Source organism: Nocardia aegles (assembly GCF_052545135.1).
In genome coordinates, this window is sequence record NZ_JBQWRI010000002.1 from 224319 (window position 1) to 237018 (window position 12700).

General features: G+C 65.2%; 10 protein-coding genes. 7 read left to right on the forward strand and 3 right to left on the reverse strand.

Annotation, left to right across the window (positions count from 1 at the left end; genetic code table 11):
- Positions 1 to 126 precede the first annotated feature (126 nt).
- The 3 genes from ACT89H_RS06355 to ACT89H_RS06365 form a co-directional block, all read right to left on the reverse strand.
- A complete protein-coding gene (locus tag ACT89H_RS06355; RefSeq protein WP_445107563.1) occupies positions 127 to 858 on the reverse strand; it encodes a dienelactone hydrolase family protein in 732 nt (243 codons plus the stop codon).
- A gap of 341 nt (positions 859 to 1199) precedes the next feature.
- Positions 1200 to 3209 carry an APC family permease gene (locus ACT89H_RS06360; protein WP_445107564.1) on the reverse strand — a complete coding sequence of 670 codons (2010 nt, stop codon included), beginning with the start codon at positions 3207 to 3209 and terminating at the stop codon, positions 1200 to 1202.
- A gap of 422 nt (positions 3210 to 3631) precedes the next feature.
- Positions 3632 to 4108 (reverse strand): nuclear transport factor 2 family protein, encoded by a 477-nt coding sequence (locus ACT89H_RS06365; protein ID WP_445107565.1) that lies wholly within the window; start codon positions 4106 to 4108, stop codon positions 3632 to 3634.
- Between the two features lie 546 nt (positions 4109 to 4654).
- On the opposite strand from ACT89H_RS06365, the gene ACT89H_RS06370 reads away from it, so the two are divergent.
- The 7 genes from ACT89H_RS06370 to fdxA all read left to right on the forward strand — a co-directional run bounded on the left by ACT89H_RS06370 (position 4655) and on the right by fdxA (position 12463).
- Positions 4655 to 4885: a CocE/NonD family hydrolase C-terminal non-catalytic domain-containing protein gene (locus ACT89H_RS06370; protein WP_445107566.1), complete on the forward strand. Its 231-nt coding sequence runs from the start codon at positions 4655 to 4657 to the stop codon at positions 4883 to 4885.
- Between the two features lie 304 nt (positions 4886 to 5189).
- A complete protein-coding gene (locus ACT89H_RS06375; protein WP_445107567.1) occupies positions 5190 to 6068 on the forward strand; it encodes a PaaX family transcriptional regulator in 879 nt (292 codons plus the stop codon).
- 172 nt (positions 6069 to 6240) lie between these two features.
- Positions 6241 to 7977: a 2,3-epoxybenzoyl-CoA dihydrolase gene (gene boxC / locus ACT89H_RS06380; protein WP_445107568.1), complete on the forward strand. Its 1737-nt coding sequence runs from the start codon at positions 6241 to 6243 to the stop codon at positions 7975 to 7977.
- Positions 7978 to 7982: 5 nt separating this feature from the next.
- On the forward strand, positions 7983 to 9404 hold the full coding sequence (gene boxB, locus ACT89H_RS06385; protein WP_445107569.1) for a benzoyl-CoA 2,3-epoxidase subunit BoxB: 1422 nt from the start codon (positions 7983 to 7985) through the stop codon (positions 9402 to 9404).
- A gap of 29 nt (positions 9405 to 9433) precedes the next feature.
- Positions 9434 to 11017, forward strand: a complete 1584-nt coding sequence (locus ACT89H_RS06390; protein WP_445107570.1) for a benzoate-CoA ligase family protein — start codon at positions 9434 to 9436, stop codon at positions 11015 to 11017.
- 63 nt (positions 11018 to 11080) lie between these two features.
- Positions 11081 to 12106 (forward strand): NAD(P)/FAD-dependent oxidoreductase, encoded by a 1026-nt coding sequence (locus ACT89H_RS06395; protein WP_445107571.1) that lies wholly within the window; start codon positions 11081 to 11083, stop codon positions 12104 to 12106.
- A gap of 18 nt (positions 12107 to 12124) precedes the next feature.
- Complete coding sequence (gene fdxA / locus ACT89H_RS06400; protein WP_445107572.1) at positions 12125 to 12463, forward strand: ferredoxin; 339 nt, start codon at positions 12125 to 12127, stop codon at positions 12461 to 12463.
- The last annotated feature ends 237 nt before the right edge of the window (positions 12464 to 12700 follow it).

The window sequence follows — 12700 nt, forward strand, 5'->3', positions numbered from 1 at the left end:
CGCCGACTGGTCGGGGCGGTTGTGCATCTGCTGGGCACCGCTGTCGTGGAGTGTGGGACCTGTCCTCGATGAGCGGCGTCCTGGCCGACGGCTCCTATCGTGTGACGCCCGGCCTGGGGGTCGGCGTCATTTCAGGTGCCGGGCGAAGAACCGGTTGCCCTCTTCCCCCGCGAACGCTGGGACGCCGGTGTGCCCGCCCATATTGGCGTGCAGCGTCTTCTCCGTGGAGCCGAAGGCGTCGAACAGGTCCAGGGCCATTTGCCGGTCGTTTCCTTCGTCGTCCCACTGCAGCAGGACATGCAGCGGAATGGTGACCTGCCGGGCCTCCCCGACCATGCTGCGGGGCACGAAGCTCCCGGCGAACAGAACAGCGGCCGAGATGCGCGGCTCGACCACCGCCAGCCGCAGGCCGATGGCGATCACCCCTCCCGAGTACCCGACCGGGCCGCCGATCTCGCGCAACGAAAGCAGGGCGTCCAGGGCGGCCCGCCATTCCGGGACCGACTTCTCGACCAGCGGCAGGACGAGCCGGTCGACGATCTCGTCGGCGACCGGCTCGCCGGCCTCCAGCGCCCGGCGCAGGTCGGCGCGGGCCTGCTCGGCAGCGGCCGAACGGGGCCGGTCACCGCTGCCGTGCAGCTCGATCGTGGCCGCGGCGAAGCCCGTGGCCGCGGCGGACCGGGCCCGGGCCACCAGCCGCGGATACATCCTGCGTAGTCCGCCGGGGTGGCCGACCAGGATCAGCGGCGCCGGTTCGGATGCGGATGCGGGAGTCCACAGGATGCCGGGGATCTCGCCGAGGGTGAATTCGCGTTCGAGGACGCCGTCGTCGAAGCGCTGTTCAGAAGTGAAGTGCATGATCGTGTCTTTCGGGAGTGCTGGTGAACGGCGCTCCCGGACGACCTATCGTCCGACCGTGACCCCGGAGGGGAGCACCCATGTCGATACTGCGTTCACGGGTATCACCTCCTTGTTCTCTGGCACGGCTCCCGGAAGGCTAACCGCGGTCGCAGTGGTCCGCCAACAGGTTTTTGGAGGCTCCGAGGCCGGATGCCACGATGTCAGTCGCGCCCGAAGACATTCAGCTGTGCTGGTGTTCAGGGAAGCGGAACCGGACCGGCGTCGACGACGGCGACGTCCCCTCGGCTCGCCGCGGGTGCCGTAGGGGACCACGACCGAGCCGACCGCATGGCGCGCACTTACTTCGGCGCGGGCTGGGACGCGGTGATTCCTCTGCGTATTTCGCCCGGGGTGTGCTCGACTCGCGATAGGTTGCGTCTGTTCGACGACTGCAGCTGCCACGGAACGCTGGTGACCATGACGCCCGGCTCGAACAACAGGCGCGCTTTCAACCGCAACGAGCTCTGGTTGTGCAGCAGGTTCTCCCACCATCGGCCGACGACGTACTCCGGAATGTAGACACTGATGACATCGCGGGGGCCGGCCCGGCGCAGGCGCTTGGTGTACTCGAGGACCGGTCGGGTGATCTCCCGATACGGCGACTCGACCACCTTCAGCGTGATGTTCACGTTGTGCCGCTCCCAATCCTGGACCAGCAGACGGGTATCGGTGTCGTCGACATTGACGGTGATCGCGGTGAGGGTGTCCGGGCGGGTGGCGCGAGCGAACTGCACGGCACGCCGGGTTGCTTTGGTCCAGCCCGACACCAGCACGATCGCGTGTACTCGGCTGGGCAGCGTTTCCTCGTCGCCATCATCGATGTTCAGTTCGGCACGAACCGCCGCGTAGTGGCGGTGGATCAGGTACATCGACATCACGAGCACCGGGATCGCGAACACCACCAGGTACGCGCCGTGGGTGAATTTGGTGATCATGACGACCACCAGGACGATGCCGGTGAAGCAGGCGCCGAACGCGTTGATCGCCCTGGCCCGATGGAAGCGGAGGCGCTCGGCGGACGTCGTGGTCATGGCCAGTTCACGGTTCCAGTGCCGGACCATGCCCGCCTGGCACAAGGTGAACGAGGTGAACACGCCGACGATGTACAGCTGGATCAGCCGGGTCGCGGAACCGTCGAAGGCGTAGATGAGTGCGCCCGCGACGACGGCGAGCAGGATGATGCCGTTGGAGAAGGCCAGCCGGTCGCCGCGGGTGTGTAGCTGTCGCGGCATGTACCGGTCTTGGGCGAGAATCGAATTCAGTAGCGGGAAGCCGTTGTAGGCGGTGTTGGCCGCAAGGATCAAGATCAAGGCGGTGGTGACCATGACGTAGTAGAAGGCGACATTGTGGCCGCCGAATACTGCCGCTGCGAGCTGGGCGATCACCGTACGCTGTGGATCGGTCCGGCAGTCGCCGGGGAATCCGATCAGATCGCAGGTGTTCTCCGTGACCCGCGTCTTGGAGATCATGGCGAGTACGGTCACGCCGGAGAACATCGTGATGGAGATGATGCCCATTGCCACCATCGTGCGGGCAGCATTGAGCGCTTTGGGTTTACGGAACGCTGGTACACCGTTGGAAATCGCTTCCGCGCCGGTCAAGGCGGTGCATCCGGAGGAGAACGCGCGTAACACCAGGAACGCCAACGCCGCCGTGCTCAGGCCGACGTGCTCGGCACGGATGTCATAGTGAGCGCTTTCGGCCACCGGCGCGTCGCCGAACAGCGATTTGGCCGCACCGACCGCGATCATCAGCATGATGCCGGTGATGAACGCATACGTCGGCACGGCGAACGCTCGTCCCGACTCCCGCACACCACGCAGGTTCATCGCGGTCAGAAACGCGATGAACCCGATGTTGATCGCGACCCGGTATGCGTTCAGGTCGGGAACCGCGGAAATGATGTTGTCCACGCCGGCTGCGACCGATACCGCCACTGTCATCACATAGTCGACCAGCAACGCGGCGGCCACCACCAGTCCCGGAACCGCTCCGAGGTTCTTCGCGGCAACCTCATACGAGCCTCCGCCAGAGGGGTATGCCTGCACGACCTGCCGGTAGGACAAGACCACCACGGCGAGCAAGACGACCACCGCGCCGGCGACCCACGGCGCCAGGTGAATGTAGGCGAGTCCGCCCAGCGTCAGGATGAGCAGGATCTCCTGCGTCGCATACGCCACAGAAGACAGCGGGTCGCTGGCGAAGATCGGCAGCGCCAGCCGCTTGGGCAGCAACGTCTCACCAAGCCGATCGCTGCGATACGGACGCCCGAGAACAAGACGCTTGACCACGTCGACCGGTGAAACCACGATTGGCCACCCTAACGCCGGCCGGCCGAGTTCAGCCTTCGGTGGACCGTAGAGATTCTGTAAAAATTCTGCGCTGATCGCCGAGATCGCCGTAAAAGCGCTGTCTTCTTCGGCTTCGCCGCCTCCCACGGATACTCCGCGGCGCTGACCGCGAGTGGGTGTGCCATCATCGCGGCACTGGTGGTGGCCGCCGCGGTGAGCTTCGGCATACCGCGCCGGGCTGAGCCTGCCGCAGCGTATCGGAAACCTGGGTGACGAATTCTGGGCCGGTTCGCGAGGAGCGCCCGGAAAATCTGCTCGGGACTTAACTCTGCTGCGGAACAGAAATGTCACGGGGGTTCGCGGAACAATTTCTCCGGCCTAGCCCGGAATTCGGTCGGTCGTGCCCGGCTCGTGCCCGGACGGGCCGGGCACGACCGTGGTCAGACCCGTCCGGCGGCGACCCGCCCGGCGACCGGGCGCACGTCGCGCCGCGCGATCAGCCACCGGCCGTCGTGCTTGTCGAACTCGTCGGTGACCAGTCCGATGGTCGTCCAGTCCGCCGGGCGGTTGTCGTCGGGCGCCGTGCTGCTGGTGTGCCAGTGCCATACCGTGGCGTACCCGGTGAGCACCGGACGCGCACCGGACCAATCGATGCTGGTCTGGCCCGCGACATGAGCCACACGGCCACGCTGGGAGCGCGGCGCGCGGGTCATGTGCGCGGTGAACTCGTCGCGGCCGTGGAAGCGGACGACCGGGCCCGGCATGATCCGGTACTCGATGAGCGCGTCCGGGGTGAAGCACTCGACGAAGCGCTCGCAGTCCTGGGTGTCGGCGAGTCGGTAGAAGTGGTGGTAGGTCCGCAGAATCTCGCGCTCGGCCTCGATCGTGGCCAGCAGGTCCAGGTGCAGATCCGTCACGACGTTCCTTTCTCCGCCGCCGACCACCGTCGTACGGCGCAATTGTCGAGCACTTTCCGAGTGCAATGGACGAGGCATCGCGGGAACGATGTCCGGCGATTCCGGTCCAGCGTATCCGGCACCGGTTCCGGGATACCAAAGGAATGTGCCGCGCGCATTCCGCAAGCGTTTTCGGCACCATGATCGGAATTGTTGACCGATAAATTCCGGGCGTGGAATCTTGCCACATACCGGTGGTGCGACGGGTGCCGCTCAGTATTCGGTGACTTCGGCCGCGTTCCGCCTGTGCGGCATTCCGGCAGAGATAGAGGAAACTCAGTGAGCCCCGCAGTTCGTTCGACTCCGACCCGATGCGCCCTGGCGCCGGCCGCCGCAGCGGCCCTGCAGACCGGCGCCTGCGGCACCGGCGGCAACGGTGCCGCCGGACCGCCCCGATCCGGTGGCACGCTTAGCGCCGATGCGTGATCCAACAGTGTCACCTTGACGTGCGACAATTTCACTGCGCTCCGTCATACTTTTGAAGGATCTCGACAATGAGCTTTCGAGTTGAAACCGACTTCTCGATTGGAGCGGATCTACGAGGTCGCCCTGGACCTGTCCGTCACATCCAATGTGTTCCTGCCCGGCCACCGCATCCGTCTGTTGTTCTCCAGCAGCAACTTTCCACGCTACGACCGCAACACCAACACCGGCGGCGTGATCGTCGAGGACTCCGCCGAGGACGCCGTCATCGCCACCAACCGCGTGCTGCATGGCCCCGACAGCTCGGCCGCCTGATCTTGCCGATCCTCCCGACGCGGAGCCGATAGCAGCTCACCCAGTTGATGGCCGGCGGCATGTCGGCCGAACTTCCAGGAGGGTAAGCGAGACCAACGATGCCCCGGCGTTCCCGCTCGCTCGGGCCGGGACGCCGGGGCGACAGCAATCGCGCAGGCTGTGCCGAACTCTCCTTGCGTGACGAGCAACGTGCCGGTTGAGTCGGGAGGAGGTGTCATCCATCCGCTCACGGTGGCGGATGGTAGAAGAGGAAGTGAGAGATTCTTCCCGTACAGGTAATTGTCTGGGCCAGGGAGGCGTGGACGTGGCGGAAACGTCGGCGGGTGCCGGTGGTGAACGGGCCGGGGTAGAGCCTGCGGTGAGCCGACGGCGCGAGGTCGGGGAGGGCAGCGCGCGATCGCTGCTGATGACCATCCTGGGTGAGTTCGTTCTTCCTTTCGGTCAACCGGTGTGGACGGCGACCTTGGTGCGGGCACTGGGTATGGCCGGTGTCGAGGAGAAGTCCGCCCGACAGGCGCTGGCCCGCACCGCCGCCGAAGGCTGGTTGTCCTCGGATCGCGTAGGTCGCCGAACGCGATGGTCGCTGACCGATTCAGGTCGTCAACTACTGGGTGAAGGGGCGCAGCGGATCTATTCCTTCGGCTCTGGCGAGCAGTCCTGGGACGGTCGATGGCTGGTGGTGCTGATCTCCATACCGGAATCGATGCGGGCCCTGCGGCACAAGTTGCGTACCCAGCTCACCTGGGCCGGATTCGGCTCTCCGTCGCAGGGCGTGTGGATCTCGCCGCATACCGCAGCGGAGGCCGATGCGAAGGCCATCCTCGACGCGCTCGAATTGTCCGGCCGGGCACAGTCTTTCATCGCCGAGTGCGGCGCACTGGGCAACCAGCGGGATATGGTCGCCGCCGCGTGGGATCTCGCCGACATCGAATGCCACTACGAGCAATTCATCACCGAATTCGGCAATCTCGACCCGCGGTCCGCCGATGACATCGTGCTGGCTCAGATTCGGCTGGTGCACGAATGGCGTCGATTCCCGTTCCTCGACCCGCAGTTGCCGCAGCTGCTGCTCCCGCCGCGCTGGAGTGGTACGGCGGCGACGCGGCTGTTCGAGGCGAAACATACCAGGTGGCGCGAACCCGCGCGGCGCCGCTGGAGCCAGCGGGCCGCCGAAGACCTCTGAGCGACTTCGGCATCCCGCTACGCGCGTGCTGCGGCACATGACCGACGCTCGACGCCGAGACCGATACAGACTCCGCGGGGCCACAAATTATCTACAAATCCGTGCAGAGACGTGATTTCTGCGTAGCATATCTTGTGTGCCCATAATGTGACGGGCGCTACAAGGAGGAGCCATGGCTCTAGTTGCCGACACCGGGCGGGAGCCCGCGGCCTTGCCCCCAGAGGTTGTCGACGCCAGCGAGGTGCCGGAGGTCTCGTTCGACACCCACCCCGATCGCTACCGGCACTGGAGCCTTCGCCTCGAGGGTGAGGTGGCCTGGTTGGTACTGGACGTTGCCGAAGATGGCGGGGTGGTTCCCGGGTACACGCTGAAGCTCAATTCCTACGATTTGGGCGTCGATATCGAACTCTATGACGCAACACAGCGACTGCGGTTCGAACATCCCGAGGTGAAGGCGGTAGTGATCACCAGCGGCAAGGAGAAGGTCTTCTGCGCCGGGGCGAACATCGGCATGCTGGCGGCTTCGCCGCACGAATGGAAGGTGAACTTCTGCAAGTTCACCAACGAGACCCGAAATGGGATGGAGGACGCTACCGCGTTCTCCGGCCAGACATACCTGGCGGCTGTCAACGGGTCTTGCGCCGGGGGTGGTTACGAGATCGCACTCGCCTGCGACCACATTATGCTTGTCGACGATCGCTCCTCAGCGGTGTCGCTGCCGGAGGTCCCGCTGCTCGGGGTGTTGCCGGGCACTGGTGGGCTCAGTCGCGTGGTGGACAAGCGACTCGTGCGCAAGGATCTGGCCGATGTCTTCGCCACCCGCCCTGACGGTGTTCGCGGGAAGACCGCGCTGCAGTGGGGGCTGGTGGATGAACTCACCGCACCACGGCAGTTCGACCAGGCTGTGCGCGAGCGGGCCGCGGTCCTCGCATCGCGGTCAGGTCGGCCGTCGGATGCCCGGGGCGTCGAATTGTCCCCGCTGAACCGCCGGACCGGCCCGAACCTCATCAGCTACGACTATGTGACCGCCGAATTCGATCGGCGGAACTCGGCCGTGCGCATCACGGTGCACGCGCCGACTGCGCCGGCTCCCGCCGATATGGTCGAGGCCGCCGAGCAGGGGGCGGAGTTCTGGCCGCTGGCGCTGACCCGTCAGCTCGACGACCTGATCCTGCGCCTGCGCACCAACGAAAACAGCATTGGCACCTGGATTTTCCAGACGCACGGCGACATCGACATCGTCGACGGCTACGAGCGCCTGCTGTTGGGCGATGACGGAAACCATTGGCTGGCGAACGAAATCGTGCAGTACTTCAAGCGCACGCTGAAGCGGCTCGATGTCACCAGTCGCAGCCTTATCGCGCTGCTCACGCCGGGCAGCTGCTACACCGGCATGCTCGCCGAACTGGCATTCGCAGCCGACCGGCAGTACATCCTCGACGGCCCACCGCCCGGCGACGAGGACAGCGAGGTGCGGGCGAGCCTTCGCCTTTCCGCCGCAAATTTCGGTGTGTTCCCGATGGGCAATGGGCTGTCACGACTGGAATCGCGCTTCTACGGGCACAGCGACCATCTGAATTGGTTGCGCGACCGAGAGATCGGAACGAAACTCACACCGGCCCAGGCCAATGAGCTCGGTCTGGTGACCGCCGCGCCGGATGACATCGACTGGGAGGACGAGATCCGAATCGTCGTCGAAAGTCGGGCCGCCCTGTCGCCGGACGCCTGCACCGGCATGGAGGCCAATCACAGGTTCGTCGGCCCGGAAACCCTGGAAACCAAGATTTTCGGCCGCCTGTCGGCCTGGCAGAACTGGATCTTCATCCGGCCCAACGCCTCCGGAGCCGACGGCGCACTACGCCGCTACGGCACCGGCAAGAAGGCCGTCTTCGATCGGAAGCGGGTGTAACCCTCATGACCACCTCCATCAACTACGAGGACAAGATCCCCAACAATGTCGATCTGTCCTCGGACCGGAGACTGCAGCGCGCACTGGAGGGCTGGCAGCCGAAATTCCTGAACTGGTGGGGCGAAATGGGCCCGACACTGGAGACGAACGACGTCTATCTGCGCACGGCCATCTCGGTCGGTCGCGAGGGCTGGGCGCATTTCGGCCATGTCGCGCTCGATCAATATCGCTGGGGCATATTCCTTGCCGAGCCCAAAGCAGATCGGCGCATCGCCTTCGGCGAGCACAAGGGCGCGCCCGCCTGGCAGCAGGTGCCCGGCGAATACCGTGCCGATCTACAGCGACTGATCGTGGTGCAGGGCGATACCGAACCCGCCTCGGTCGAACAGCAGCGCCTGCTCGGGTTGACCGCCCCTTCACTGTACGACCTGCGAAACCTGTTCCAGGTAAATGTCGAAGAGGGGCGTCATCTCTGGGCCATGGTGTATCTGCTGCACGCCTACTTCGGCAAGGAGGGCCGCGAGGAGGCCGAGGCGCTGCTTTTCCGCAATTCCGGCAGCCCGGACGCGCCACGCATCCTCGGCGCGTTCAATGAACAGACCGCGGACTGGCTGGCGTTCTACATGTTCACCTACTTCACCGACCGTGACGGCAAATACCAGTTGGGCACGTTGAAAGAGAGCGCGTTCGACCCACTCTCGCGCACATGCGAATTCATGCTCAAGGAAGAGGCCCACCACATGTTCGTGGGCACCACCGGCGTGGACCGGGTGGTCACGCGCAGCGCAGAATTGATTCGCGAACACGACACCCTGGACATCGCCGCATACGGCGGGATTCCGCTGGAGATCATCCAGAAGTACATCAACTTCCACTACAGTGTCTCCCTCGACCTGTTCGGCAGCGACACCTCGACGAATGCCGCGAACTACTTCACCGCCGGGTTGAAGGGGCGCTGGCAGGAAGAGCGCCGCACCGACGATCACTTGCTCACCGACGACAGCGTGTTCATGGATGTGCCCAGGGCCGATGGCACGTGGGGACAGGAGGAGCTGTCGGCGTTGCTGGCACTGAATCTGGATCTGCGCGGCGAGTACATCGCCGACTGTCAGAACGGGCTCAACCGGTGGAACAAGATCCTCGCCGACCACGGGATCGAATTCCGCTTCCGGCTCCCCCATGTCGGATTCAACCGTGCTGTCGGCACCTATGCCGAATTCCGGATCAGCCCGACCGGAACCATTCTCGACCCGTCGAGTTGGGCGCAGGCACAACATAAGTGGCTGCCCACCGAGGAAGACCTCACGTTCGTGCAGTCACTCATGCGACCGGTCTACGAGCAGGGCAAGATCGCCGGCTGGGTGGCCCCACCCGTGCATGGCATCAACGGCAAACCGTTCGACTACGAATACGTCCATCTGGTCTGAGGCAGTTCGTCATGAGCTCTATATCGACAATGTCGTCGAACCCGCAGCTGTTCAATGCCGCCCATTATCTGGTCGACCGGCACCTGGAAAACGGGTACGGCGGCCGCACCGCGGTCGTCACCTCCCAGCGCACACTCACCTACGCGGAGCTGGCACAGGAGGTACACCGAGTCGCCGGCGCGCTGCGCGCCCTCGGCCTACGGCCGGAGGAGCGCGTCATGCTCTGTATGGCCGACGATGTGGAGTTGCTGACCGGAATTCTGGGGGCTATCTATCTGGGAGCCGTCCCCGTTCCGGTCTCCACCATGCTCACCGGAACCGATCTGGGAAAGCTCTTGGCCGATTCCCGGGCGCGGATCTTGTGTGCCTCGAAAGAATTCGTGACCACGGTAGTCGCGGCTGTCGCTCTGGCGCCGGAGGTCACAGATGTGATCTTCGACAGTGAGCCCGAGGAGATGGTCGCGCGGGTCACGGTGCATCACTGGGACGACCTGGTCTCCGCCGCCGTCCCGGTGTCCACCGCATACCAGACGTGGGCGGACTCGCCCGCCTTGTGGCTTTATACGTCGGGCACCACCGGTCTGCCGAAGGCCGCCATGCACCAACATGGCAATATCCGGGCCGTCGCCGAAAGCTACGGCGCGCAAGTACTGGGAATCCAACCACACGACCGGGTGCTGTCGGTGGCGAAGCTGTTCTTCGCCTACGGTATCGGCAACTCGTGTTTCCTTCCATTGTCCGTGGGCGCCACCTCCATCCTCGAGCGAGCACGTCCGACCCCGGCCGGGATCGCCGAGCGAATCCGGGCGGGGCGGCCCACGCTGTTCTTCGGAGTGCCGACCTTCTTTGCCTCGCTGCTTGCCAGCGAGGTACCCGACGACACCTTCGCCGGCGTGCGGCTGGGTATCTCGGCGGGTGAGGCGCTGCCGCCCGCCCTGTTCGAACGGATGGGAGCGAGGTTCGGGGTCGAAGTGCTCGACGGCATCGGGGCGACCGAGGCGTTGCACATCTTCCTGTCGAACCAATGTGGTCGCGTGCGGCCGGGATCTTCCGGAGTGCCGGTGCCCGGCTACGAGGTGCAGCTGCGCGATGACGACGACCGTGTCATCGAGGCGGCCGGAGTGCCCGGGGCGCTGTACCTGCGAGGCATCTCCACCGCCACCGGTTACTGGTGCCGGTCGGAGGCGACACGGCAGGTGTTCCAAGGAGTTTGGCTGCGCACCGGCGATATGTACGTGCGCAACGAGGACGGCAGCTACAGCTGTCTCGGACGCCTTGGCGACATGCTCAAGGCCGGTGGTATCTGGGTGTCTCCCGCCGAGGTGGAGGAGCGGCTGCTGCGACATCCGGATGTCGCCGAGGTGGCCGTGGTCGCCGCACCGGATGATGCGGGACTGGACAAACCGGTCGCGTGTGTGGTTGCCCAGCCCGGGCGCACCGTCGACGCCGATGCCCTCATCGCCTGGTGCCGGGAGGGCTTGGCGTCCTTCAAACGGCCCCGTGCGGTGGTGGCGCTCGAACAGTTGCCGAAGACGCCCACCGGCAAGATACGCCGGAATGTGCTGCGGGGACTGGTGGCCGGTCAGCTGAGGAACGGCTCGCCGCGGACCTGACCGACGGCGCCGTCCCGGATGAGACAGGCAGATACCGAACGACTTTCGAGCAGGAGCGCACTGATGTCCGCAACAGCAGATCGGTCGGCCAACGCCGATGTTTTGATCGTCGGCGGCGGGCCCACAGGCCTGTTCGCCGCGTATTACGCTGGATTCCGCGGGCTTTCGGTCGTGGTCATGGATTCGCTGCCGGAACCGGGCGGTCAGATCAGCGCCATGTATCCGGAGAAGGAGATCTTCGATATCGCCGGATTCCCGGCCGTGCGCGGCCGGGAACTGGTGGAACGGCTGGTACATCAGGCGGCCCCGTTCAACCCGCTGTATCTGCTGGGGCAGCGGGCCGAACGGCTCGAGCGGGTGCACAATGCCGACGGCCCCCAGTCATTCGTGGTCACCAGCGCCGAAGGTGTAGTAGTGCACACGAAGTCGGTGATCGTCACCGGCGGCATCGGTACCTTCACCCCACGTCCGCTGCCCGCCGCCGCTGAATACGAAGGGAACGGCCTGGCCTACTTCGTACGTCGTCTCGACGACTACGCCGATGCCGATGTGACCATCGTGGGTGGCGGCGACAGCGCCTTCGACTGGGCACATGCCCTTCGCCCGATCGCGCGGTCGGTGACGCTGGTGCACCGTCGCGACACTTTCCGCGCTCACCCCGCGACCGTGGCCGCCGTGCGGACTTCCGATGTCGAGGTAGTGACCAACGCGGAGGTTCGACGAGTACTGGGCAACGGCGGCATCGACGCGATCGAGATCGCCATCGACGGGGGCGCCGTGCGGACGGTGCCGTGCCAGCGAATAATTGCCGCGCTGGGATTCACCGCGAATCTGGGCCCGTTACTTCAGTGGGGCATCGAGATCCGAAACCGCCGCCACATAGCGGTCGATTCGGCCATGCGAACAACGATCCCGGGCATATTCGCGGCCGGTGACATCAACGACTACCCGGGCAAGGTGCGGCTCATCGCGGTCGGTTTCGGCGAGGCCGCGACCGCGGTCAACAATGCCGCCCACTATCTCGATCCGGATCAGCCGGTGTTCCCTGGCCATTCCACCGACGCAGCGCCGACAGCGCTCCCGGCCTGAGCAGAAAGAAGAATCGATATGCCCTATGTCATCGCCGAGGCGTGCATCGATGTCATGGACCGCTCATGCATGGAGGAGTGCCCCGTCGACTGCATCTACGAGGGCGGGCGCAAGCTCTACATCAACCCCATCGAATGCATCGACTGCGGCAACTGCGAACCTGTGTGCCCAGTGCAGGCCATCAGCCAGGACCGACGAGTGCCCGAGGCGCAGCGGGAATTCGTTGCCGATGCGCGCCGGTTCTTCGCCGAACCGTTGCCGGGACGGGACAGCACTCTGGGAGCTCCGGGTGGTTCGGTCAATACGGGGGCGATCGGTGTCGACACGGAGTTTGTCGCGAGTTATGTAAAACCTTGAGCGCGTTGTGTGCACGCACCGCGGGACCGCCTCCGCGCTGAGCGTCGCACGGCGACCGAAACGACGAACCGCGTCGGCTGCGCTGGCCGAGCCCGCGTCGAACTATCGACGGCGGGGACCGGGCCGTTCGCGTTCGAACGTCTTCGAATCCGTCTCCGCGGACGCGACGCGATTCGGCGCGCTGACCAGCGACCAGTTTGCAGGGCATCGCGGGTGTGCCACCGGTGTCGGCGGGGC